This is a genomic window from Salinibacterium sp. AL4.1 (genome assembly GCF_059767305.1).
The window spans coordinates 1,837,550-1,859,646 of record NZ_JBSOQK010000001.1 but is presented as its reverse complement, the minus strand read 5'-3'; the positions used below and the strand labels follow the sequence as shown (position 1 = coordinate 1,859,646).

Annotated in this window: 24 protein-coding genes; 15 read left to right on the top strand and 9 right to left on the bottom strand. The window is 63.5% G+C overall.

What is annotated here, in order from left to right; translation table 11 throughout:
* Window positions 1-166 precede the first annotated feature (166 nt).
* Window positions 167-664, top strand: coding sequence for a hypothetical protein (locus ACWTV3_RS08980; RefSeq protein WP_498477841.1), 498 nt, complete (start codon window positions 167-169; stop codon window positions 662-664).
* Here the strand turns inward: ACWTV3_RS08980 and ACWTV3_RS08975 are convergent.
* The 3 genes from ACWTV3_RS08975 to ACWTV3_RS08965 are packed head-to-tail and all read right to left on the bottom strand — an operon-like array spanning window position 661 to window position 3,440.
* The gene (locus ACWTV3_RS08975; RefSeq protein WP_498477840.1) at window positions 661-1,794 is read right to left on the bottom strand and encodes an acyl-CoA dehydrogenase family protein; all 1,134 of its coding nucleotides are present in this window, start codon (window positions 1,792-1,794) and stop codon (window positions 661-663) included. The two genes, ACWTV3_RS08980 and ACWTV3_RS08975, sit on opposite strands and share 4 nt — an antisense overlap.
* Before the next feature lie 48 nt (window positions 1,795-1,842).
* Window positions 1,843-2,232 (bottom strand): VOC family protein, encoded by a 390-nt coding sequence (locus tag ACWTV3_RS08970; RefSeq protein WP_498477839.1) that lies wholly within the window; start codon window positions 2,230-2,232, stop codon window positions 1,843-1,845.
* Between the two features lie 20 nt (window positions 2,233-2,252).
* Window positions 2,253-3,440 carry a low temperature requirement protein A gene (locus tag ACWTV3_RS08965; RefSeq protein WP_498477838.1) on the bottom strand — a complete coding sequence of 396 codons (1,188 nt, stop codon included), beginning with the start codon at window positions 3,438-3,440 and terminating at the stop codon, window positions 2,253-2,255.
* Between the two features lie 52 nt (window positions 3,441-3,492).
* Between ACWTV3_RS08965 and ACWTV3_RS08960 the strand changes: the two genes are divergently transcribed.
* Entirely contained in the window at window positions 3,493-3,933 is a 441-nt protein-coding gene (locus tag ACWTV3_RS08960; RefSeq protein WP_498477837.1) for a nitroreductase family deazaflavin-dependent oxidoreductase, read from the top strand.
* A 9-nt stretch (window positions 3,934-3,942) separates the two neighbouring features.
* Here ACWTV3_RS08960 and ddaH read toward each other — a convergent pair whose 3' ends face one another.
* The gene (gene ddaH / locus ACWTV3_RS08955; protein WP_498477836.1) at window positions 3,943-4,779 is read right to left on the bottom strand and encodes a dimethylargininase; all 837 of its coding nucleotides are present in this window, start codon (window positions 4,777-4,779) and stop codon (window positions 3,943-3,945) included.
* 103 nt (window positions 4,780-4,882) lie between these two features.
* Here ddaH and ACWTV3_RS08950 point away from each other — a divergent pair, with 103 nt between their 5' ends.
* The 13 genes from ACWTV3_RS08950 (at window position 4,883) to ACWTV3_RS08890 (ending at window position 17,590) form a co-directional block, all read left to right on the top strand.
* Window positions 4,883-5,320, top strand: coding sequence for an Lrp/AsnC family transcriptional regulator (locus tag ACWTV3_RS08950; protein ID WP_100387666.1), 438 nt, complete (start codon window positions 4,883-4,885; stop codon window positions 5,318-5,320).
* Window positions 5,321-5,523: 203 nt separating this feature from the next.
* Window positions 5,524-6,744, top strand: coding sequence for an ABC transporter ATP-binding protein (locus ACWTV3_RS08945; protein WP_498477958.1), 1,221 nt, complete (start codon window positions 5,524-5,526; stop codon window positions 6,742-6,744).
* 12 nt (window positions 6,745-6,756) lie between these two features.
* Window positions 6,757-7,938 (top strand): polyamine ABC transporter substrate-binding protein, encoded by a 1,182-nt coding sequence (locus ACWTV3_RS08940; RefSeq protein WP_498477835.1) that lies wholly within the window; start codon window positions 6,757-6,759, stop codon window positions 7,936-7,938.
* 26 nt (window positions 7,939-7,964) lie between these two features.
* Window positions 7,965-8,915 (top strand): ABC transporter permease, encoded by a 951-nt coding sequence (locus ACWTV3_RS08935; protein ID WP_341618431.1) that lies wholly within the window; start codon window positions 7,965-7,967, stop codon window positions 8,913-8,915.
* Window positions 8,912-9,754, top strand: coding sequence for an ABC transporter permease (locus ACWTV3_RS08930; RefSeq protein WP_498477834.1), 843 nt, complete (start codon window positions 8,912-8,914; stop codon window positions 9,752-9,754). The genes ACWTV3_RS08935 and ACWTV3_RS08930 overlap by 4 nt, the downstream gene beginning before the upstream one ends.
* A gap of 66 nt (window positions 9,755-9,820) precedes the next feature.
* Window positions 9,821-11,491 carry an amidohydrolase gene (locus tag ACWTV3_RS08925; protein WP_498477833.1) on the top strand — a complete coding sequence of 557 codons (1,671 nt, stop codon included), beginning with the start codon at window positions 9,821-9,823 and terminating at the stop codon, window positions 11,489-11,491.
* 33 nt (window positions 11,492-11,524) lie between these two features.
* Entirely contained in the window at window positions 11,525-12,952 is a 1,428-nt protein-coding gene (locus tag ACWTV3_RS08920; RefSeq protein WP_498477832.1) for an NAD(P)/FAD-dependent oxidoreductase, read from the top strand.
* 89 nt (window positions 12,953-13,041) lie between these two features.
* Complete coding sequence (locus tag ACWTV3_RS08915) at window positions 13,042-13,698, top strand: TetR/AcrR family transcriptional regulator (protein WP_498477831.1); 657 nt, start codon at window positions 13,042-13,044, stop codon at window positions 13,696-13,698.
* Window positions 13,698-14,402, top strand: a complete 705-nt coding sequence (locus ACWTV3_RS08910; protein ID WP_498477830.1) for a hypothetical protein — start codon at window positions 13,698-13,700, stop codon at window positions 14,400-14,402. The genes ACWTV3_RS08915 and ACWTV3_RS08910 overlap by 1 nt, the downstream gene beginning before the upstream one ends.
* Complete coding sequence (locus ACWTV3_RS08905; RefSeq protein ID WP_498477829.1) at window positions 14,399-16,258, top strand: YhgE/Pip family protein; 1,860 nt, start codon at window positions 14,399-14,401, stop codon at window positions 16,256-16,258. The genes ACWTV3_RS08910 and ACWTV3_RS08905 overlap by 4 nt, the downstream gene beginning before the upstream one ends.
* A gap of 5 nt (window positions 16,259-16,263) precedes the next feature.
* The gene (locus ACWTV3_RS08900) at window positions 16,264-16,620 is read left to right on the top strand and encodes a cupin domain-containing protein (RefSeq protein WP_498477828.1); all 357 of its coding nucleotides are present in this window, start codon (window positions 16,264-16,266) and stop codon (window positions 16,618-16,620) included.
* Window positions 16,621-16,674: 54 nt separating this feature from the next.
* Entirely contained in the window at window positions 16,675-17,043 is a 369-nt protein-coding gene (locus tag ACWTV3_RS08895; RefSeq protein ID WP_498477827.1) for a hypothetical protein, read from the top strand.
* Window position 17,044: 1 nt separating this feature from the next.
* The gene (locus ACWTV3_RS08890) at window positions 17,045-17,590 is read left to right on the top strand and encodes a hypothetical protein (protein ID WP_498477826.1); all 546 of its coding nucleotides are present in this window, start codon (window positions 17,045-17,047) and stop codon (window positions 17,588-17,590) included.
* Between the two features lie 10 nt (window positions 17,591-17,600).
* Here ACWTV3_RS08890 and ACWTV3_RS08885 read toward each other — a convergent pair whose 3' ends face one another.
* From ACWTV3_RS08885 to ACWTV3_RS08865, 5 genes are all read right to left on the bottom strand, one after another.
* A complete protein-coding gene (locus tag ACWTV3_RS08885) occupies window positions 17,601-18,854 on the bottom strand; it encodes a signal peptidase I (RefSeq protein ID WP_498477825.1) in 1,254 nt (417 codons plus the stop codon).
* A gap of 9 nt (window positions 18,855-18,863) precedes the next feature.
* The gene (locus tag ACWTV3_RS08880) at window positions 18,864-19,487 is read right to left on the bottom strand and encodes a SipW-dependent-type signal peptide-containing protein (protein ID WP_498477824.1); all 624 of its coding nucleotides are present in this window, start codon (window positions 19,485-19,487) and stop codon (window positions 18,864-18,866) included.
* A gap of 4 nt (window positions 19,488-19,491) precedes the next feature.
* Complete coding sequence (locus ACWTV3_RS08875) at window positions 19,492-20,118, bottom strand: SipW-dependent-type signal peptide-containing protein (RefSeq protein WP_498477823.1); 627 nt, start codon at window positions 20,116-20,118, stop codon at window positions 19,492-19,494.
* Window positions 20,119-20,352: 234 nt separating this feature from the next.
* Complete coding sequence (locus ACWTV3_RS08870) at window positions 20,353-21,540, bottom strand: MFS transporter (protein WP_498477822.1); 1,188 nt, start codon at window positions 21,538-21,540, stop codon at window positions 20,353-20,355.
* A 34-nt stretch (window positions 21,541-21,574) separates the two neighbouring features.
* Window positions 21,575-22,084: a hypothetical protein gene (locus ACWTV3_RS08865; protein ID WP_498477821.1), complete on the bottom strand. Its 510-nt coding sequence runs from the start codon at window positions 22,082-22,084 to the stop codon at window positions 21,575-21,577.
* Between the last annotated feature and the right edge of the window lie 13 nt (window positions 22,085-22,097).

Here is a 22,097-nt window from a genome sequence, read left to right as displayed (position 1 = left end):
CTTCTGGAGCGGCGTGATTGTTGCTGCTGGCTCGCTGATCCTTCTTCTCATGCGAGTGCTAACGGACAGCCTGACGACATTGGGGGTTCTTGCTCATCTCGTTACGTTCGCCTTGGGGTTAGTGCTTATCTGGCAGCATCGACGCGGGACAAAGAAATCTTAGAGAGTGCACCCACAGCGAAACATCAAGGACATCGCCGCCATCCTCAGCTGTGTTGCGGTGGCATTGGCTCTGGGCACTGCGCTCGTAGTGCTGGGGACTCCCTATTACGGCTCGACCGGCTCAGAGCTGCTGCACGCTTTCGCCCGAGCAACGGCGGTGGGCCTCCCGGTAGCGACCCTGTTCGGTGTGCCATTGTGGTTGTGGCTGAGCACACGGGTGCCCGCTCGCGCACTCCCCACCGCGCTATTCATCGCACTGAGCCCACTCTTCGGGATCGTGCCCGGTCTCGCGGTTCTTGTTGCTGGTCTCATAACCCACCTAGACACTCCCGTCTTCCTGGGCATGTTCATGATCGCGGCTGGAGCGTGGACCGCCCCGATCGCGACCGCGCTGTACTACCTAGTGCTGGGCAAGCGACCGCGGATCGCGATCTCGCTCGGCGGCGTCCTAGTCGTTCTTGCGCTCGTGGGCGGGGTGAGCATCGCCGTCAACGGCGGCTAGCTCCCGAATAGGTCGCTCGCGAATAGGTCGCTCGCGAATAGGTCGCTCGCGACCGTCTTGTACACCGATTCCGGGTTCGAGGGGTGGTAGATGCCGGCGAGCACATCGCGCTGCAGGCGCGCGAGTTCGCTCGTGCTGCGGAAGGCTCCGCCCCCGGCTGAGCGCATCACCTGGTCGACAACGTGGCGTGCGGTTTCGATGCTGCGGTGCTTCACACCGGTCAGCTTGCGGAACCAGCCAGCCCCATGATCCACGAGTCCATCAACGTCATCGAGGACACTGTGCAGTTGGGGTTCGATCGCATCGAGCGCAAGGGCGGCATCCGCCATGCGCCAGCGCAGATCCGGATGCTCGGAGTACGCCTCTCCACTGATAGCCGAGCTGCGCTGCTGCAGTGCTTCGACGCCGAGTTCGAGGGCGCGGTCGGCGAGCCCCGCATAGACGGAGGCGATGAGCGGCAAGAAGTTGGCGAACACCGCGAAGATGAACGGATCGGCGTTGGGGCCGACGGGCAGCACGCGGGCGACGCGATTCGCGGGAACGAAGGCGCCATCCAACACCGTCGTGTGGCTTTGGGTGGCGCGCATGCCGAGGGTGTCCCAGTCGCCGAGCGAACGCCAGCCGGGTTCATCGCGAGAGATGAAACCGTGCACGAGGGTTTCAGTGCCATCGTCGGCGGTGTGTTTGCCGAAGAGGCCCAACTGGGTCCACGCGGGAGACAGCGAGGTGAAGATTTTGGTGCCCGTAAAGGCGTAACCGCCTTCGACAGTTTCGGCGGTGGTGAGCGAGTCCCACATGACGAGATCGTTGCCGGGTTCACTCAAGCCGAAGGCGAAGACTTCGCCGGCTTCGGCATCCGCCAACAACCAGTCGAGGCTCGAGTCGCCGCGCTCGCGCAGGGCCCAGGCGACACCGATCCACACGAGGTGCATGTTGATGGCGAGCGCCGTGGCCGGAGCGTACGCGGCAAGCAGGCGCTGGTCATCCGACAGCTCACGCAGACTGCGCGGCTTCAGGTAGCCGACGGCACGCAACTCTTGCAGGTCTTCGGTGAAGAAGAGGTTCTCGCGGTCGTAGCGTTCGGCGCGCGAGCGGATGCGGTTGAGCAGTGCTGGGGTGAGTACCGTCATGGGTTCACGCTACCGCGCCGCGGCACGACACCCGCGCCCATCGCCCCGCTACGCCTTAATAACCGAGAGCACGTTGCCAGCCGGATCCTTGAACCACGCAATCTCAGACCCGTGCCCGCGCATGATGCCCTTCGCGTCAGTGCCCATGCCGCCCATAAGGTCGTCGTCGCTGTAGATCTTGGTGACCACGCCACGCTCGTTGAGCGCATCGACGGCAGCTTCGACATCGTCGACCGCAAAATTCAGGATGGTGAAGCTCGCTGGCTCGTGGTTCTCTTTCGGGTAAATGGTCACCTCGGCTCCGCCAGGCAGCGTGAGCCGCAGCGTGCCCATCCCGCCATCGGCGACCGCGAGGCCGAGGCTGTCACGGTAGAAGGCCGCAGCGGCCTCCAGATCGTTGACGCTGAATCCCGAGAATGCATCTTTCGGAGCAAACATCGTGTTCCGCCCTCTCTTTGCTAGTCCTGCTTGGCTTCAAGTTTTGCTGCGCGCATGCGTCCCGTTAGTAGTGCGACCGCCAGCAGAATTACCGAGACCACCGCGATAGCCACGGCCACCCCGATCGTGCCGATAACGGATGCCGTGAACGGCAGCGCCAGCATCACGAGCACCGCAACGACGGTTGCCGATCGCGGAATCGACACCCGCTCCACCATGGGCGCGTGCAGCAGCCACAACAGCAGAATGAAGAGTGCGACGGGCAGTGCCAGTGAGTAACCCACCACGAGCTCGCTCGACTCGAGGTCTGTCGTGACCGCTCGCACCGACACTTCGATGCCGGTCCCGACAGCGGCGAGCGCCGCGAATAAGAAGTAGTGACCGTAGTTCCAGAACAGGTACCGCTCGCGTTTATTCTCGAGCCCTTCGGCAGCCGGTTCAGAGAAGTACAGCCACCACAGCGCGAACAGCAGCACAAGCCCCGCGACGGAAGCAACGATGAGCGCCGGTGACAAGCCATCCTCGAGCGCTTCCTGCACCGCAATTGTCGAAGCCAACACGCTCTCAGCGAGCACCAGAATGGTGAACTTTCCATAGCGTTCGGCAATGTGATGCGGATGCCACGACAGTCGCTGTGCGCGGTCGGCCCAGAGCGGCACGGCCAGTTCGGCAAGCACGATGATCACGAACGACACCATGGCCAGCTCGGCGGGAAGCAGCAGTCGCAACAGCCATCCAACCTGCACGATTCCGATGCCCAGCGCATAGCGCCCCGCGGTGGCGCGCGTTTCGGGGTCATCTTTAACCGCCCGCAGCAGGGTCGCGATTAGCCCGATCCGCAGAATCAAGTAGCCGACGGTGACGGCCGCGAAGTTGCCGTCGTCAAACGCCATCGGAATTCCCGCGGCGAGTACGAGGATGCCGCCCATCTGCAGCATCGTGAACAGGCGGTAGGGAACGTCATCCGTGTCGTACGCCGACGCTAGCCAGGTGAACTGGTTCCACGCCCACCAAATGGAGAAGAAGACCATGAGAAATGGCCCGATGGCTTCGAAAGCGTGCCCCACTTCGACGGAGTGCGTCAGCTGTCGCACTACCGAGGCGACCGCGACCACGAAGGTCAGGTCAAAGAGCAGCTCAAGCGGAGTCGTTTTGCGGTGCGGCTCGTCGATATCCCGAGCCACCACCCGCGAGCGTAGCGAAGGCATCTTCTGACTTTACGCAGACTCTTTCTCCAGCGCATCACGCAACAATAGAGAGATGAGCACCAGCAACCGCCTCAGCGACCTCGGCATGAAACTCATGAACGGCGTGCACCGCACGATCCTCGCCGGCTCGGGCGGGCGCCTCGGCTGGACCCTCGGGGGCATGCCCTCACTCGAGCTTCACACCACGGGCCGGGTGTCGGGCATCCGCCGGTCGACCATGCTGACCGCTCCCGTGCACGGCAACGGGCGTTGGGTCATCGTCGCTTCCAAGGGTGGGGACGACCGCGACCCGCTCTGGTACCGCAACCTGCAGGCGAATCCGGATGCTGAACTCACCGTGCGGGGTCGCACTTTCCCCGTGCATGCTCATACCGCCAGCCCCGCTGAGAAGGCCGAGCTGTGGCCTCAGATTGTGGCCGCCAACTCCCGCTACGCCGAGTACCAGGCCAAGACCACGCGCGACATCCCCGTCGTTATCTGCGAAGAAAGCTAGCGAACGCGCTTAGCGGCGAAGTTCCAGGGTGCAGCACTTCACGCCGCCGCCGCCGAGCAGCAGCTCGGAGAGGTCGACGCCGATGGGGTTGTAACCGTGTTCCTTGAGCTGACGCTCGAAGTCTTTGGCGCGGGCAGCGATAACGACGTTATAGCCGTCGCTGTACGAGTTGAGTCCGAGCACTGCCGCATCCTCTTCACTGGCGAGAATGGCGTCGGGATACAGCGCACGGAGTTTTTCTAGGGAGGGCTCGTCGAAGGCGCTCTCCAAGTAGGCGATGTTGGTTTCGTCGAGCTTCGCGATGGCCGTGTCGACGTGGTAGAAACTCGGGTTGATGAGGTTGAGGGAGACAACGTTGCGGCCCGAGAGTTCTGCTAGCTCGCGGTGGCTTTCGACCGAGGTGCGGAAGCCCATGCCTGCAAGGATGTTGTCGCCCACAAGGAGAAAGTCACCCTCACCCTCATTAACGTTCTGGGGAGAAGCGACCTCGAGGCCGTTAGCGCCGAACCAGTCCATGTAGGCGGGGCCTTCAGCTTTGCGCTCGTCGTAGGTGAAGAGGGCGCCGTAGGCTTTGCCGTCAATCACAAAGCCACCGTTGGCGGCATAAACCATGTCGGGCAGGCCGTCGATGGGGTCGATGAGCTCGACGGTGAAACCGAGGTCAATGTAGGTGTCGTACAGCGTTTGCCACTGCTTCACAGCGAGGCTAGTGTCGGTGGGCTCGTTGGGGTTCATCCACGGATTGATGCTGTAGTTGACCGTAAAGAAGTCAGGACGGCACATCAGCACGGTCTTCGCGGTGGCCTGGCGTGCAGGCATGGTCGATTCGGTGTCGGTGATCGTCATAGCCTCAGTGTTTCACGCACCTATCCGCAATGTCTCCGCAATCTGCGCACTATTTACGCGCATACCCTAGCCAGCGCACAACAATCCGCCGTACGCTGGATAAATGGACAAGCTGGACGCAGGAATCATCGACATGCTCCGCCTCAATGCCCGCGCGGGCTATGGAGATATAGGGGAAGCGGTGGGGCTCTCGGCCTCCGCAGTTAAACGGCGCGTCGATCGCTTGGTCGCCAATGGCACCATCCGCGGCTTCACAGTGCAGGTCGATCCGGCCATCGACGGCATGGGCACCGAGGCGTATGTCGAGCTCTTTTGCCGCGGCAACGTGGCTCCGCACGAACTCAAGCGCATCTTGAGCGCCATTCCCGAAGTGGTGGATGCCGGAACAGTCAGTGGGTCTGCCGACGCTGTCGTTCATATGCGTTCGCGCGACATCCACTCGCTTGAAGTCGCCCTTGAGCGACTTCGCACCGCCACCAACATCGATAACACGCGCAGTTCCATTGTGTTGTCTCGCCTCATTCACCGCCGCTACGAGTGAACAGCCCGTGTGACCTCATTGCGGATTCTTAGATTTGCACCGTGGAATCGTCGAAAAACAACGAAATCCGTTCCGTAACACGATCTTAACCATGCAAACCGTTGCACTTCGCTCTGTTTTCCGATTGACTACGTGTCACTCGCGAATCAGTTTTCGCGAACTCGGAGGTGCGCAAGAACGTGACGGTTTCAGCCCAAAACACCATGCCCGCTGGCTCAGCCGCGGACCATGCGAACGCAGACGCGGCTAACACAAGCGAACCTGAAGGTTCCGTTGTTATTGAGGGCGTGACCAAGAAGTTCGGTGGCGCCGTCGCTGTCGACAACATCAGCTTGCACGTACGCCCCGGAGAGTTCCTCTCTCTGCTCGGCCCCTCGGGCTGCGGCAAGACGACAACACTGCGCATGCTCGCCGGCTTCGAAGAGCCGACCTCGGGCAGCATCCACATTTCTGGTCAGGATGTCGTCGGCGTTCCTCCCCACAAACGCAACGTCAACACGGTGTTCCAGGCCTACGCTCTCTTCCCGCACATGAGCGTTGCCGAGAACGTGGCCTACGGCCTTCGCCAAAAGGGCACACCTAAGTCAGAAATTCGCGAGCGGGTTAGCGAATCGCTCGATCTCGTGCAGATGCGCACGTTCGCCGACCGCAAGCCCACGCAATTGTCGGGTGGCCAGCAGCAGCGCATCGCGCTCGCCCGGGCCCTCATCAACCGCCCTGCCGTTCTGCTTCTTGACGAGCCGCTGGGTGCGCTTGACCGCCAGCTTCGTGAAGAGATGCAGATCGAGCTCAAGCTTCTGCAGTCGCGCCTCGGCATCACCTTCATCTTCGTGACGCACGATCAGGGTGAGGCGCTCTCGATGAGCGACCGCATCGCCATCATGCGCAAGGGCCGCATTGAGCAACTGGATGACGCTGACTCGATCTACGACTCGCCCGCGAGCGCCTACGTCGCCGGCTTCATTGGCCAGCAGAACTTCTTGCCGGGCATGATGACGAGCGACTTGAACGTGATGGAATCACCGTTCGGCGTTCTGCGTTCGGTGATCCCGCATCCAGATCTCGAAGCTGGTGTGGATGCTCAAGCCGCTGTTCGCCCGGAGGCCGTCACGGTCACCGCGACCGCTGGCACCAGCGCAGCCACCGCCCCCACTGCAGAGAACCAGGTCGCGGGCGAGGTTCTCGGAGTTTCTCACCAGGGTGAGACGCTGCAGTTCTTGGTCTCGATCGGCGACGGCCAGACGCTGCTGTCGCGTGTTCCGCGCCCGACCGCCCCGCGCCTTGCCGTCGGCGACGCAGTGGTGTGCACCTGGAATGCCACCTCGGTTCATCTCTTCCCCAGCGAGCAAGCAACTCAGGCTCAAGCCGACATTGCCCGCGCCGTTTCTAACCCCGCCCCTCCAACCAGCTCGATCTCGCTTTAAGGGAGCAACCTGATGTCACACGAAAACCCCGTTCGCATTCTCGCTTCGACCGCCGCGACAAAGGTCATGAAGTCTGAGCTCAACCGCCGCCGCTTCTTGGCGTTGTCGGGCACGACCGCCGGCGCTGCTCTGCTTGCCGCATGCTCGCCTCAGTCGGGCACCGGCTCCGCTCCTCAGGCCACGGGTGGTGCGCTCGAGGGCGGCCTTTCCGTCTACAGCTGGGGCGACTACGACGACCCGGATTTGGTCAACGAGTTCACGGCCGACCTCGGCCCGAACGTGACGTTTGACTCGTTCAACTCGAACGAAGAGCTGATCTCCAAGCTCGTTGCTGCTCGCGGCACGAGTGGCTACGACATCGTGGTTCCGACCGGCCCGTTCATTCCTCAGATGATCGAGAACGGCCTGCTTAGCCCGTTGAACCTTGACCTCATCCCCAACATCAAGCATGTTGACCCTGCATTCTTGGGCCGCGACTGGGACCCGAACAACGAGTACTCCATCTCGAAGGCGTGGGGCACCACCGGTTTCGTTTACGACAAGACCAAGATCACCCGCGAGCTCACCTCGTGGGAAGACTTCATCGACGCCGCCCAGAACGAAGCGAGCGGCAAGACGTCTGTTCTCGATGACCCGGCTCCGCTGCTCGGCATTTACTACTGGGCCAACGGCATCGACTGGAACACCACCGACGAGGCTGACCTCGCTGCTGCCGAAGAGTTCCTCACCACGCAGCTCGCTCCGCACCTCTCGGCTTTCGACTCCTACCCCGGTGGCGCCGCCATCCCGCAGGCTCAGCAGATTTTGATGCAGTGCTGGAACGGCGATGCTCGCCTCGGCATCATGGAGAGCGACGAGCCCGAGCGCTGGCAGTGGGTTCTCGGCTCGCCCGACACCGAGCTCTGGATGGACAACTGGGCTATCGCTGAGGGCGCCACCAACCCCGAAGCCGCTCACGCTTTCATCAACTACGTACTCACGCCCGAAGCTGCTGTTCGCCAACTCGACTACACCGGCTACCAGACCGGAACCAGTGGAATTGAAGACCTCGCTCGCGATGCAGAACTCGAAATGCTCGACCTCGTGTTCTTCGACGACGAGACCATCAAGACCATGCACACGCAGACCATCAGCGAAGCGCAGCAGCGCATCGTTGAGATCTGGGACAAGACCAAGGTTGCTGCAGGCTCCTAGCCTGCACCGTTAATCGAGAAGCCAGGATGACCACTCTCACCGAACGCCAGACGGCGTCGTCGCCGAAAGCACCACGACGGCGCCCCCGCTGGATGAAGCTGCCGAGCTTCGCCCTCGCGATTCCCGCGTGGGCGTGGCTGTTCGCCTTCTTCGTCGCGCCCGTCGCGCTCGTGGTGTGGTTCAGCTTCGGCTACAAACCCGGCATCTTCGGAACCCACGCCAACGACGTACTGTCTTTCGACCGCTACGCCGAGGCGCTGTCTCCGACGTTCTTTGCCACGTTCCAAAACACGCTGTGGGTGGGAGTGGTCGGCACGCTTATCTGTCTGGCCATCTCCATCCCCTTCGCGTACTGGCTCGCGTTCAAGGCTCCGGTTTCTCGCCGCGGCATCCTGCTCGCAATGGTCATGATTCCGTTCTGGACGAACTTTTTGGTTCGCACGATCGGTTGGCAGATCATCTTGGCTCCGAGCGGCGTTCTCTCTGAGGCCCTGCAATCAATCGGTGCGCTCGATGAGCCGCTAGAGATTCTGTTCACCCGCACGGCTGTGCTCATCGGTGTGGTGTACAACTACTTGCCGCTCATGATTCTGCCGATGTTTGTTGCTTTCGACCGCGTCGCGCTGCCGATGCGGGAAGCGAGCAAAGACCTCGGTGCTGGCCGCTGGTCGACTCTCTTCAACGTAACCCTTCCGCTGGCTAAGCCCGGCATCGTCGTAGGCATCCTGCTCGTGTACATCCCCCTCATGGGCGACTACATCACGGCAACTGTGCTCGGTGGCGCCAAGGGAAATATGGCTGGCCAGATGGTCGCTAACCAGTTTCAGACCGCTCAGAACTGGGCACTGGGATCGGCGATGGCCGTTGTTCTCGTGCTGACGATTCTCACCACTGTGGCAATCGCCGCCCTCATCTCCTGGCTCGCGGCGTGGCCGTTGCGTGCCAATCAGAAACTCGTGTTGGGAGACAAGTCATGAAGCGACTAGCCCTGACAGACCTTTCGCTCAAGGTGTGGGCGGTGATCGTGTTCGCGTTCCTCTTTGCGCCGATCGCCGTCATCATCATCTACTCATTCAACGAGGGACGACTGCTCGTTGCGTGGGATCAATTCGGCCTCGGCTCGTTCGCTGCCATCGTCACCAAACCCGCGATTACGGATGCCGTGATGGTGTCAATTCAGACCGGTTTCGTTGCCGCTCTCATCGCCACCGCTCTCGGCACGATGGCAGGCGTTGCGCTCGCCCGTCGCGCTGGCAAGTGGGCAGCGCCGTTCTTGCTGCTGCTCGTGCTCGTCACGGTGACCCCCGAGATCGTGGATGCCGTTTCGCTCTTGCCGTGGATGGTGTTCTTGGGCCAAGACCTGGGTCTCAGCATCTTCGACAACGGCCTCGTTCGCCTCGTCGTCGGTCACTCGCTCTTCGCGACCGCGGTTGTGGCGTACATCGTGCGCTCACGCCTCGTGGGCATCGACGAGAGCTTGGAGGAGGCCGCTGCCGACCTCTACGCTCCCCCGTTCAAGCGCTTCACGCAGATCACTCTTCCGCTGGTGATGCCCGCCGTTCTCGCGGGTGGACTGCTCTCGTTCACGCTCAGCCTCGACAACACGATCGTTTCGGCGTTCGTGCAGGTCTCCGGCTCAACACCGTGGCCCGTTTATGTGCTGAGTGCCGTGCGCACGGGCTTGCGCCCCGAGATTGCGGCGGTCTCGACGATCATGCTGCTGCTGACGCTGCTGGCTCTCGGTCTTGTGGCTTACGTCTTGCGTCGCGCTGGCGATTCCGCCACTGACATCGCTAAGACCGTGGGCGGCGGCTAAGTCCTTCGCGCCCCACCTGCCTCGTTTCGCACGAACCATCGAACGAACCAGAAAGTGCACGAAATTATGACGTTTGCTGACCTCGTTTTCACCGGTGGCGCTGTCTTCACGGCGACCGGCAGCGAGCCGATGCTCGGCAGTGTCGCTGTGGCGGACGGCCGCATCGTTGCCGTCAGTCGCGATGCCGCTGGCTATGCGGCCGTGCGCGATCTCATCGGCCCCGACACCGAGGTCATCGACCTCGATGGCAAGCTGTTGATCCCCGGATTTCAGGATGCTCACGTGCACGCCGTGTGGGGCGGGCTCGACCTCATCCGCTGCGACCTTTCGCAAGACTCGACGCGCGATGAGTATGTAGCGCGGCTGAAGAACTATGCCGCGGCGAACCCCGAGCTCGAGTGGATTCTGGGCGGTGGCTGGAACATGTCGGCCTTCCCCGGTGGCACGCCCACGGCATCCGATCTCGACCAGGCAGTTGCCGACCGCCCCGCGTTCATCCCGAACCGTGACGGCCATGGTGCCTGGGTGAACTCGCGCGCGCTCGAGCTTGCCGGCATCACCGCCGAGACTCCCGACCCTGCCGATGGCCGCATCGAGCGCGATGCCGACGGCAATCCCACCGGCACGCTGCACGAGGGCGCGATGTCGCTTGTGAATGCGCTGCTGCCCGAAACGTCGCCCGAAGATTACGCTCGCGCGCTTCTGATCGGGCAAGAGTATTTGCACTCGCTCGGCATCACCTCGTGGCAAGACGCCATCTTGGGCGGTTACGGGGATGCCGGCGACGCCACTCCCGCGTACATGGCTGCAGCCGAGTCTGGAGACCTCACCGCTCGCGTGGTCGGAGCCCTCTGGTGGGACCGCACGCGTGGCCCCGAACAGATTCCCGAGCTCGTGATGCGCCGCGAGAAGAACGCTGCCGGGCGCTTCGCCGCGACAAGCGTGAAGATCATGCAAGACGGCGTTGCCGAGAACTTCACGGCGGCCATGCTGGAGCCCTACCTCGATGGCTGCGGACACCACACCGACAACTCGGGCATCTCCTTCGTGGATGCCGCGCAGCTGATCTCGAACGTCACAGAACTCGATGCGCTCGGCTTCCAAGTGCACTTTCACGCCATCGGCGACCGCGCCGTTCGCGAGTGCCTCGACGCGGTCGAAGCTGCGCGAGCGATCAACGGGCCCAACGACAACCGTCACCATATTGCGCACTTGCAGGTCGTGCATCCGGATGACGTTCACCGCTTCGCTGAGTTGGGCGTCACCGCCAATCTGCAGTCGTACTGGGCCGCGCTCGAACCACAAATGGTCGACCTGACCCTGCCATTCTTGGGCGACCCGCGCAGCTCGTGGCAGTACCCGTGGGCCGACCTACATCGGGCCGGAACGCACTTGGCCTCCGGTAGCGACTGGTCAGTGTCGAGCCCCGACCCGATGGCGGCCATCCACGTTGCCGTGAATCGCATCGCTGCTCCCGGCCACGAAGAGGGCGAGTACGACGCGTTCTTGCCCGAGCAAAGCATCGACCTGCTGACCGCCATGACCGCGTACACCGCAGGCAGCGCGTTCACTAATCACTTGGATGAGACGGGAACGATCGAGGTCGGCAAGCTTGCCGATCTGGTCGTTCTCGATCGCAACCCCTTCGCGGGAGCCAAGGCCGACATCGGCCGCACCCGCACCGAGCAGACGTTTGTCGAAGGCGAGCGCGTGTACCGCGCGCCCGCGCAACCATAAAGCTCGCCGCCAGGCGAGAGAGGAAAGTGCCCCATGGGCAAAGTAGTGTTCGAAAGAAATGTGCCAGCGGCATCCGTAATCAGCCACTCCCTTGAGGGTTCGATTCACAAGCCGTTCTGGATCGATGATGTCGCCGGCGCGCGCACGTTCAGTGCGCTGCAGGGTGACGTCAAAGCCGACCTCGCCATTGTGGGAGGAGGATATCTCGGCCTCTGGACAGCGGTGCTCGCCAAGCAGCGCAACCCTGACGCTCGCGTAGTGCTGCTCGAAGCCCGCGAACTCGGCTGGGCCGCCTCGGGCCGCAACGGTGGTTTCTGCGAAGCCAGCCTCACCCACGGCGAAGAGAACGGTCTGAGCCGTTGGCCAACCGAGTACAACCAGCTCGAGCGCCTCGGCCTGCAGAACCTCGATGAGATCGAAGAGACCGTCAAGGCCCTCAACCTCGATGTCGACTTCGAGCGCACTGGTTCACTCGACCTCGCCATCGAAGAGCACGAGATTGAGTGGCTCACCGAGACCAAGACCAACGACGACACCGTCTTTCTCGACGAGGCCGCTGTGCGCGCCGAGGTGAACTCGCCGACGTATCTTGCTGCCATTTGGAACAAGCGCATCAACGCGATCATTCACCCCGCCAAGCTCGTTCATGAGCTGGCACGGGTCGCGAGCGAACTCGGCGTGGAGATCTTTGAGAACTCGCCCGTTCGTGAGGTCGAAACATCCGGTGCACCCACGGATGCCGCAGTCGTGCACAGCAAGCATGGTCGCGTTCACGCCGCCAAGGTTGCGCTCGCGACTAACGCCTTCCCGTCGTTGCTGAAGCGCACGCGCCTGCACACGGTGCCCGTCTATGACTATGTGCTCATGACGGAACCCTTGAGCCCCGAACAGCTCGCCTCGATCGGGTGGTCGAACCGCCAGGGTCTTGCGGATATGGCGAACCAGTTCCACTACTACCGCTTGAGTGCTGACAACCGCATTCTGTTCGGTGGGTATGACGCGATTTACCACTATGGCCGCAAGGTTCGCGATGAGTATGAGAACCGTCCCGAGAGCTTTGAAAAGCTCGCGAGCCACTTCTTTACGACGTTCCCGCAGTTGGAAGGTCTCAAATTTAGCCACCGCTGGGCAGGCGCGATTGATGCGTCGACTCAGTTCAGTGCGTTCTTCGGTCTTGCTCGCAAGGGCCGTGTCGCGTACTCGGCCGGTTTCACCGGACTGGGTGTTGGCGCGACGCGCTTTGCCGCTCAGGTCATGCTCGACAAGCTCGACGGCCTCACGACGGAGCGCACCGAGCTGGAGATGGTGAAGAAGCTGCCGCTGCCGTTCCCGCCTGAGCCGATCGCTGCGATGGGTATCAATGTCACTCGCTGGTCCCTCGATCGCGCCGACCACAATAAGGGTCGCCGCAACGTGATTCTGAAGACGCTGGATGCTCTGGGCCTCGGTTTCGATTCGTAGTTTCTGACGTTGTAGCGGGGGTGTCGTTCGGCACCTGAAAGTCACTGTAATAACTTGCACAGCAGTGTGCAAGTTATTACAGTGAGGGCATGACCACCCCCGCTCCTCGTCGCCCACGCCAGGACGCCGTAGACAACCGCGCCGGCATTCTGAGTGCCGCCACCGCCGCGATTGCGCACGACCCCCAAGCCTCGATCGACACCATTGCCCGCAGCGCTGGCCTCTCGCGCCGTGCTCTCTACGGCCACTTCGCCGACCGCAACGCACTCGTCACCGAAATCATCGATGCGGGCGCCGAGCGCTTCAACCGCATCGCCCTCAGCGTCACCGACGCGGATGCCCAGCTCGCCCTTGCGCGACTCACCTCGTTGCTCTGGCAAGAGGCCGCCCACGTTCAGGTCGCGGCATCCATCGCCCTCGACGACGCGCACCTCGCTTCCACCGGCAAGGCCCTCGCGCCGCTGCGGGCCGCCGTCGCCGCGATTCTGCAGCGCGGCCAACACGACAACACTCTGCGCACCGATGTGGATGTTGCCACGCTCGCTCGCCTCGTCGAAGAAGCTGCCCGCGCCGCCATCACTCGCGTTGATGCCGCCCTGCCCGAAGCGCGTTCGCTCGCCGTGCGCACCACGCTCAGCATGGCTGGCCTCTCGTGGCGTGAAACCGTCGCGCTGCTCGAGCAGCATCCCGAAATTCTCGGCGACTCCACCACGGATGCCGCACCAGCAACCGACGTCGAACGCTGATGCGGGTCGAACTCAGCGGCGTCACTCAGGGTCGCAACGCCGAAGACTTGCCCGCGACATCCACCACCTTCGCGAGCGGCAGCGTGACGCTGGCCGTGGCTGAAACTGAGCAGCGCCCTACCGTTCTTGGCCTTATCGCGTCTGGTCGCATGCGCCCTTCGACCGGAACCGTCACCATCGACGGGCGAGCGGATGCCCGAGCGCTCCGTCGCCGTGTTGCTCTCGTTGACGCCCCCGGCGTCTCTGACCCGGATGCCGGAGTACCGCTCGTGGGTGTCGTCGCCGAAGAGTTGATGTTCGCTGGCCAGCGCGCCGACCCGCTCGCCGCACGCCGCTGGCTGGACGAGCGGGGCCTTCGTCCCCTCGCCTCCACGGCTATTGCGGACATCGAACCCACGACGCGCTTGCGGGTGCTGTGCGAGCTCGCGGTGCTGCGCCCGCACGTCGAGGGACTGGTCGTGACGGCCCCCGATCGCCACGGCGGCCAGCCGCTCGACTGGTGGACACTGTTCGGCGAGTTCGCCGACCGTGGCTTTGCCGTGCTGGCCGTGGCCGGTCGCGCTTCGGAATGGGCGATCACCCACGCCGATGTGATCCTGCGAGCTGAATCCGCTGAGGCCTCGCTGCGCAACAGCCTCGGAGCATTTGATGAACGTACCGCCGCCTGGGCCCAAAGTGGCGGCGTAGGAGTAGACAACGCATGAAGGTTCCCTCGATGATCGCCGCTGAACTGCGGCGACTCACCTCGTCGCGCATGGCCATGCTGGCCTTGTTCGCTCTCATGCTCGTGCCGGTGCTCTACGGCGGCGTGTACCTCTGGGCGAACCAAGACCCGTACGGCAGCTTCGCGGACGTTCCCGTCGGGCTTGTCGTCACCGACGACGGAGTGCCTGCCGATGGCGATACCGAGGCCGTGAACTACGGCCACGAAGTCGCCAATGACCTGCTCGAGGGAAACGACTTTGAGTGGCACGTGCTCACTCCCGGCGAAGCTGAGACCGCTCTCGCCGAGGGTAGCGTCGACTTCACCGTCACGATCCCCCACGACTTCTCGGATGCCCTCACCTCCATCGCGGGCACCGACCCGCATCAGGCTGAGATCGACCTCGAAACGAACGACGCCAACAACTACCTCGCGTCCACGATTGGCAAGCAGGCCGTGGAACAGATTCGGCGCTCGGTAGCGGAACTCGTGGGAGAAGAAGCGGCCGGTACTTTGCTGACGGCTATCTCTGACATCCGCTCTGAACTGTCGGATGCCGCCGATGGCGCTTCGCTGCTTCTCGACGGCTCTCGTGACGCCGTTTCGGGGGCCGACGAACTGTCGGATGGCGCGAGCACACTCGCCTCGGGATTGACCGAACTCAGCACCGCCACCAGCAGCCTCGCCAGCGGAGCCGACCAGCTTTCTGCCGGAGCAGCGCAGGTCGCTGCCGGCAACACCGAGCTTGCCGGTTACGCCGATCGGGCGGGCACGGCCGCCCAAACCATTGCGGATGCTCTGCCCACCGCTCGCGCCGACCTCGTCACCGCGCTCACTGAACAGGGTCTCGACGCCACTCAGATCGACGAAGCGCTCTCTGCCCTCGACCCCCTCAGCGATCGCATCGCGGAGGGCAACGGCACCGTTCAGTCCGCGGTGTCTCAGGTCGATCAACTCGCCGCGGGCGCGAACACACTCGCGAGTAGCGCGGCTGAGCTCGCCTCGGGGGCGCAGCAGATTGCCACGGCGACCGGCAGCGCAACATCCGGAGCATCGCAGCTCAGCGCTGGCGTCAGCACTCTCGAAAGCGGACTCTCCACGCTCTCTGAGGGCACCGCCGAACTGCGCGACGGCCTCGCGAGTGGCGTGGACGCGCTGCCCGATTCGAGCGCCGACCTTCGCGCCCTGCAAGCTGAAGCCATCGCCGACCCGGTCGCCGTCGAGTCAAGTTCAGTGACCTCCGCCGCCAACTACGGCGCCGGTCTCGCCCCATTCTTCAGCGCTCTCGCCGGCTGGATCGGAATCTACGCGCTGTTTCTCATCGTGAAACCCGTCTCCAAGCGCGCCGTGACGGCCCTGCGTTCCCCAATCCGGGTGACCTTGGCTGGTTGGCTCACGCCCGCCATTTTGGGTGCCCTGCAGATGGTCGCCCTGTTCGGCATTCTCGCAATCGCGCTCGGCTTCAGCTTCACGCACCCCGTCGGCACTCTCGGCGTGATGGTGGCAGCGAGCTTCACCTACGCGGCGATCATCCTTGCCCTCAATATTTGGTTCGGCTCCGTCGGCCAGTTCTTAGGGCTCGTGCTCATGGTGCTGCAACTCGTGACCGCCGGAGGCACCTTCCCGTGGCAAACCCTGCCCGCGCCGCTGGCTGCCCTGCACCACGTTCTGCCGATGGGCTACGTCGTAGATGCCATGCGCCAGCTCATGTACGGCGGTGACCTTGCGCGGGTCGGCACCGACGCCATCGTGCTCGGCGCGTGGCTCGGTGGTGCGCTCATTCTTGCTGCAATCGGAGTGACTCGCATGACCCACCGTCGCACCCTGCGCGATCTGCAGCCCAGTCTCATAGGCTGAGCGTTATGACTGAACCCGCAGCGCTTCTCACCCCCGGCACGCCCCTCGCGGCGAGCGCCGCCCCTATCACCCACGAAGCACTCGAGGCCGCTGATGTGGTGGAGGGCACTCCCACCGCGGGCTACGCCGTGCTCGACACCCTCGGCGACAGCGAGATCGGCGTCTGGGAGATGAGCGTGGGCACCGCAACAGACACCGAGGTCGATGAGGTCTTTGTGGTCATTAGCGGGCGCGCCAGCATCCACTTCGCTGCGGATGATCGCACGATCGCTGTGGGCCCGGGCGATGTTGTGCGACTCACCGAGGGCATGCAGACCACCTGGACCATCACCGAAACGCTGCGCAAGATCTACGTCAGCTAGCGCGCGGGCTCGGTCAAGGCTGCTGCGGCGGCCCGGGTCGCGTACCGTAGAAGCATGATTACGAAACGGGAAGCTGCGCTTCGCCTCGACATCCCTCTGGAGATGGCCACGAGGCACGGCATTCCGTCGCGGATGTCGGATGCCGAGTTCGAAGAACTTGAGACCAACCCGCCAGCGTGGCTGGTTCAGTCGCGCGCCAACCGCACCGGCAAGCGCCCCGTGTGGATGCAGCTCACCTGCACGATTTGCGGCTTCACGGAGGCGGCTCGCCCCAAGAAGTGGTGGCCCGCGTTCACTTACCTCTCCTGCGACTGGCACTCCCCCACGGAGCTTCCCGAGCCTGCTGAGGGCGTGTACCGCTCAGAGATCGACGGCATCGGTAGTCGTTTCGTGGGCATCGTCGACGAGGCCGTGAAGTCCTGAGATGACTCCCCGGCGGCGTTCGAGTTCGAGAGCACGCTCACGTCGTGCGGTTCTCGTTGCTCTGGCCGCAACTGGTATCGCCTCCCTCGTTCTTGTTACTCACACGCGAGCTGGAGTGACACAAGCCGCGTGGGTTGATACCGAGTACGCGAGCGCGACGGTGAGCGCAGCCGTGATTCAGCCACCCGAGATCACGTCGTGCAGTTTGGCTCCCGGCTTCTTGGGAACCTCACCCACCGTCACCCTGAAATGGAAGTTCCCGGCGGGCGGCGGCTATTCCACCCCGAGCAATGTGGCCTACGCGGTAGCCGAGGGCGGGCTTCTCGGAACGGTCACTTCGGTGATCTTGGGCTCGGAGCTGACCACGACTGGCCCGTCCTCCGGGGTCTACACAACCCAGTTCAAGTCCGGCATTCTCGGCGGCCTCTTGGGCGGATCGTACGGAATCTTCGTACAGACCGTCGACGGTTCAGGCTGGACGTCTCAGCGCACCGCCGCCACCGCGTCAATGGGCGTGCTCGGCGCCAGCCCGCAGTGCACGTTCTAGCGGGCTCTCGCTAGGCTGCGTCGCTGGGGGCTGGGCGCTCCTGCAGCGGTCTCGACCGCGCGATGCGCGCGAGTGAAGCCAGCACGATTCCCACGATCACGGCGAGAACCGCGGTGAATAGCGCCGGCCGCAAATCGTTACCGGTCATGGCAATCGCGCCAATGTTGCTTCCCGCCGAGATCTCATCGCCCACACCATCAGCGGTCAGAGTCAGCGTCGCTGTCGCTCCCGGAAGCTGCACCGGATTAGCGGGCAGGCTTACATCGATCAGCAACCAACGCTCTTCATCGGCGGGGATCCGCATCAGTTCACGCTGCCCATTCACGAACGCGGAGACTGGGCCGAGGCCGAGCGTTGAGGTTTCCCCCGAGGCACACGTATTGCCCACCCACCTCTCGTCGCAGGAACGCACCGCGACCTGGAGTCCTTGAGAATCGTGAGAGAGCTGACCCTCTGCCGCAAGAGAAAGATTCACGACGCCCGGTTCCGCGGCGTGGCCTTCAACGCCCACCTGCCACGGCACCGCGACAGTCGGGACCAGATGAGACATCAGCGCACCATCGCCCACCGACGTCAAAGTGAGTGCTGTTCCGTGAATGATTTGCTCAGTCATCGCGGCCTGAGCCGCAGGAGCAGCCCCACCCACACCGCTCCCCACCGCGAGCACAACGAGCGCGAGCGCCGACCCCGCCTTCGCACCATGCCGCGTACTCGTGCCCACTGCATGCCGGGCGACATACCGGGGCGCTGGTGCCGGTCGCTGCTCGCGCGGCCAAAACGCCCAGGTGACCAGCACCGTGGCTCCGAGGGTCACGCCGCCCAACACCGGTGCGCTCGACGCCGCACTCACCACGTAGGCGAGTTCGGGAATGGAAAACACCACGATGCGAACAGAGCTCACGACGTAGGGGGCTGCGTCATCCGCTTCGTTGGCGTCACCACGCATCGTGATGGTTCGCAGCTCGCCGCCGGCATCGGCAATGGATGTCACACGATGAGTGATGGGCAGAGCGCCGGGCCTATCGACCGTGACCACATCCCCCACTTCGATGGCCGCGGCCGGAATCTCGCGCACGACGGCGAGGGAACCGGCAAGGATAGTGGGGCTCATTGAGCCGGTCTTGAACATGATGAGGGTGATGTTGAAGAACACCGCGAGTAGTACAAAAACGATGCAGACTGCACCGCCGATGGCAGCGATCGTCAGGAGCGCGTTGCCCACTCGACTGCCGAGGCTCGGCCGGTGCGGTGAAGTCGTTGTCATGGTGAGTTCCTAGCTGGAGGTTCCGGTGAACATCCAGGTGGCAATTCCTGATGCGCCTTGAAGGGCATTGTCGGCTGCACTCGTGAGGCGCACCTCAAAGCAGTAACGCACTTCCCCACCCGGCAGCGCGAGTGCAGAGCTGGCCGGTGCGGCCGGAAGGTCGGTGATGGCGAGAAACGTCGTCGACGATCCCGCGAGGTAGTTCGCTGAACCGGTGAAGGTTGCCGCGTCGCACGAAGCACCACTGGTTGCGCTCTGCACTGCCCGGTACTCCAGCGCGGGAATGAGCGCCCCCGTCGTGGTTGAGTTGGCCAGCGACACGGAGCCACCGATCGTTGACGCGGGAGACAGCCGGATGTTGACCCACGCGTACGTCGACTGAGACGGCTTCAATGCTCCCGCGGTCAGCACAAGGGCAGCGCCGGGCGCAGTGTCGTTGCTGGCCCATACGCCCGCGACCGTGCTCGACTCCGTGCTGAAGCTACTCGCTTCAAACGAGCTCGATGCGAATTCGGAATCATTCCAACTCGCGAGCGTCATCGTGGCACCAACACCAAGCACTAACCCGCCCGCAAGCCCCGCCCGGAGTCGACGAGAAAATCTCCTCGACCCGGGCGCGGTTGTCGGTTGCATGGCGCTACTGCGAAACGGCGGCGAACTCTACGGTTGCTGTTCCCGTTTGCCCCTGCGTGAGCGCACCAGCGGTCACCTTGAAACACAGGAAGGCCGGCGCTCCGGCAGTCGACGGCGGCGTTCCCTTCGAGAGGGTGAACGTGGTGGAAGCAGGTACGCTGCCGAGGGCGGTTCCAGCGGCGACCAGTTCGGTTCCTGTCGTTCCGCTGGCACAGCCGAACGCAGTGGGTTGAATGAGCTCGTAGCTGAGGTTGCTAATCACACCGGATGTCGCGGCGTTAGACACCGTGACGATCGCATCGTTGGTGGTTGAGGCATCCAGCTCGACAGCGAAGGGTGCGTAGACAACGTCGCCGGGCGACAGCTGCGTCGGGCTCACCGTGAACGCGAGTGTCGCCGGCGAGCCAGCGGTTGCATGCTCGGCGAACGTCGTGCCGTCGGTGCTGCCCACGAGGTTGAAAGTACCTGCCGAGAAGGTTCCTTGGGCAAATTCAGAGTCGTTCCACGCTGCGAGTGTGATCGCTGCCCCAACTCCCAGCACAAGCCCACCAGCCAGAATGGCCCTGATCTGTCGACTCCGACGGCCCCGAATGGCCTTCGAGTCACTTACTTGCTCGATTTTTTCGTCCACAATATTCCCCGATCCGATTCGCCCCGCTGCCGTCTGCACTGGCCAAGGTGGTTAATCCCTAGCGCTGTTCTTGCTCTGAACGGCCCCAAAAAAAATTTGCCGTTCCGCGAGCAAGACGCGTGAACTCTGCAGCCAGTCAAGCACAAACCGTCAGCGCACCGAAAGCGAAAGCCCATTGCGAGAATCAACGCGCGAATGGGCCAGCCCTCCGCACACAGCGGCACGGGCGCTGAACTACTTCTTCGGTAGCGGCTTTGCGGCACCGGAGAGCACGAGCGCGACGAGAATCGGCACTCCGATCGCGAGCAGCGCGACCCTGATGCCGACGACGTCGCCGAGGAACCCCAGCAGTGGCGGTCCGGCAAGAAATGCTACGTAGCCGATTGTGGCAACCACAGAGACTCTGGCCGCAGCGTGCTTGGGGTCGTCGGCTGCTGCCGACATCCCCATCGGGAAGGCGAGCGCGGCGCCGACCCCCCAGAGGGCGACCCCGATCAGGGCGAGCCACAGGGTGGGCGCGAACACGAAGATGGTGAGACCGATAGCGGCGGCGGCCATGCTGCCCCGCAGCACCGGAACGCGACCGGAGGCATCGATCGCCCGGCCGCCGAAGAAGCGCATGGCCGTCATCGCGAGCACAAAGGTGGCGAACATGAAGGCACCGTTGGCTTCGGTGACCTCGAGTCCGTCGACGGCGGCCTTGGCGATCCAGTCGTTTCCGGCGCCCTCCGTGAGGGTCGCGCCAAGCACAACAACACCGATCAACAGGGTGCGGCGGTCGCCCCAGGCGCTGCGCACTTTCGGTGAGGCAACGTCACTCTCGGGCTGAGCTGGCTCCGGGATGCGCGGCGCAAAGTAGCGCGGCAGCCATTGCGTCGCCACCGCTACGACTGCGGCGATGACAAAGAGATGCGCCGGCAGCTCCACGCCGAGGTTGGCGAGGCCCGCGCCGATGATCGCACCGAGGAATGCTCCCCCGCTGAAAGCGGCGTGCAACTGCGGCATGATGGTGCGCCCCAGCCTGTGTTCAACGTCGGCGCCCTCGATGTTGATGGCGACATCCCAGAGCCCAATTCCGATACCGAAGACGAAGAGGGAGATCGCGGTGCCGACGGTGGTCGCAGCGGAGAGCGAGAACGCGATGCCCACTCCCGCGAGGGCAGCGAGCATCCCCCCGGCGCGCACCGTGTTGGCGGCGCCGATCCGCTCGGTGATGTAGCCCGCCGTCGGGAGGGCGACAAGAGAACCCACCGCGAGGCACAGGAGAAGGCCACCCATCTGCCCCGGTGTGAGGCCCAGCGTCTCAGTGACTGCTGGAATGCGGGCCGCCCAGCTGGCAAACACCAGCCCGTTGATTCCGAAGACAACGAAGGTCGCGATCGTTGCAGCGCGAAGGCGAGCCGGCGTGGCAGTGGCGGTCATGGGGCTAATTCTCTCAGCAACCCACCCCGGCTGATTACGGCAGCGGCATTGGCGAAATGTCAACGTCTACAGCGCCGAACGGGAAGGGGAAGAAGAACGTGCCGCCACCATCCCAGTCCATAATCGGAATCAGCGAAAACCAGACGTAACTGATGACCAAGGATGCGACCGCCAGAATGACAATTCCGGCGGCGGCACGGTCGAGAAAGCGCATCGCCTCCGCAACAGTGCTCGCCCGGCGATGCACTGCGCGAATCGCGAGAATCGCGATGACAGCGATCGCGACGTAGATGATGCCGCTGGGGCCCAGGGTGAGAGAGATGCACTGCGGCACACTGTCGGTGACGTTGCCGTCCGCATCGAGAACGTCGCCGTCGCCGTTGAATCCGCCCGGACAATACCCTTTGCCCGCCGTAAGAAACGCGCCGTAACCGAACGCCGCGAGCGCCGCCGTGATGATCAGTCGCTGGATGCGCGCCACGATCAGCTTGGCCTGTGACAGGCCGCTCGACTCCACCGTTTCGGTCATCAACTCCTGTGACATCTGCATCCCCTCG

What these genes read in the sequence shown, in the direction of transcription:
- ACWTV3_RS08975 (WP_498477840.1), bottom strand. Translation starts at nt 1,794, where the DNA reads ATGACGGTACTCACCCCAGCACTGCTCAACCGCATCCGCTCGCGCGCC.
- ACWTV3_RS08960 (WP_498477837.1), top strand. Translation starts at nt 3,493, where the DNA reads ATGAGCACCAGCAACCGCCTCAGCGACCTCGGCATGAAACTCATGAAC.
- ACWTV3_RS08870 (WP_498477822.1), bottom strand. Translation starts at nt 21,540, where the DNA reads ATGACCGCCACTGCCACGCCGGCTCGCCTTCGCGCTGCAACGATCGCG.
- ACWTV3_RS08905 (WP_498477829.1), top strand. Translation starts at nt 14,399, where the DNA reads ATGAAGGTTCCCTCGATGATCGCCGCTGAACTGCGGCGACTCACCTCG.
- ACWTV3_RS08910 (WP_498477830.1), top strand. Translation starts at nt 13,698, where the DNA reads ATGCGGGTCGAACTCAGCGGCGTCACTCAGGGTCGCAACGCCGAAGAC.
- ACWTV3_RS08920 (WP_498477832.1), top strand. Translation starts at nt 11,525, where the DNA reads ATGGGCAAAGTAGTGTTCGAAAGAAATGTGCCAGCGGCATCCGTAATC.
- ACWTV3_RS08970 (WP_498477839.1), bottom strand. Translation starts at nt 2,232, where the DNA reads ATGTTTGCTCCGAAAGATGCATTCTCGGGATTCAGCGTCAACGATCTG.
- ddaH (WP_498477836.1), bottom strand. Translation starts at nt 4,779, where the DNA reads ATGACGATCACCGACACCGAATCGACCATGCCTGCACGCCAGGCCACC.
- ACWTV3_RS08925 (WP_498477833.1), top strand. Translation starts at nt 9,821, where the DNA reads ATGACGTTTGCTGACCTCGTTTTCACCGGTGGCGCTGTCTTCACGGCG.
- ACWTV3_RS08865 (WP_498477821.1), bottom strand. Translation starts at nt 22,084, where the DNA reads ATGTCACAGGAGTTGATGACCGAAACGGTGGAGTCGAGCGGCCTGTCA.
- ACWTV3_RS08915 (WP_498477831.1), top strand. Translation starts at nt 13,042, where the DNA reads ATGACCACCCCCGCTCCTCGTCGCCCACGCCAGGACGCCGTAGACAAC.
- ACWTV3_RS08965 (WP_498477838.1), bottom strand. Translation starts at nt 3,440, where the DNA reads ATGCCTTCGCTACGCTCGCGGGTGGTGGCTCGGGATATCGACGAGCCG.
- ACWTV3_RS08885 (WP_498477825.1), bottom strand. Translation starts at nt 18,854, where the DNA reads ATGACAACGACTTCACCGCACCGGCCGAGCCTCGGCAGTCGAGTGGGC.
- ACWTV3_RS08890 (WP_498477826.1), top strand. Translation starts at nt 17,045, where the DNA reads ATGACTCCCCGGCGGCGTTCGAGTTCGAGAGCACGCTCACGTCGTGCG.
- ACWTV3_RS08895 (WP_498477827.1), top strand. Translation starts at nt 16,675, where the DNA reads ATGATTACGAAACGGGAAGCTGCGCTTCGCCTCGACATCCCTCTGGAG.
- ACWTV3_RS08900 (WP_498477828.1), top strand. Translation starts at nt 16,264, where the DNA reads ATGACTGAACCCGCAGCGCTTCTCACCCCCGGCACGCCCCTCGCGGCG.
- ACWTV3_RS08935 (WP_341618431.1), top strand. Translation starts at nt 7,965, where the DNA reads ATGACCACTCTCACCGAACGCCAGACGGCGTCGTCGCCGAAAGCACCA.
- ACWTV3_RS08880 (WP_498477824.1), bottom strand. Translation starts at nt 19,487, where the DNA reads ATGCAACCGACAACCGCGCCCGGGTCGAGGAGATTTTCTCGTCGACTC.
- ACWTV3_RS08945 (WP_498477958.1), top strand. Translation starts at nt 5,524, where the DNA reads ATGCCCGCTGGCTCAGCCGCGGACCATGCGAACGCAGACGCGGCTAAC.
- ACWTV3_RS08950 (WP_100387666.1), top strand. Translation starts at nt 4,883, where the DNA reads ATGGACAAGCTGGACGCAGGAATCATCGACATGCTCCGCCTCAATGCC.
- ACWTV3_RS08930 (WP_498477834.1), top strand. Translation starts at nt 8,912, where the DNA reads ATGAAGCGACTAGCCCTGACAGACCTTTCGCTCAAGGTGTGGGCGGTG.
- ACWTV3_RS08940 (WP_498477835.1), top strand. Translation starts at nt 6,757, where the DNA reads ATGTCACACGAAAACCCCGTTCGCATTCTCGCTTCGACCGCCGCGACA.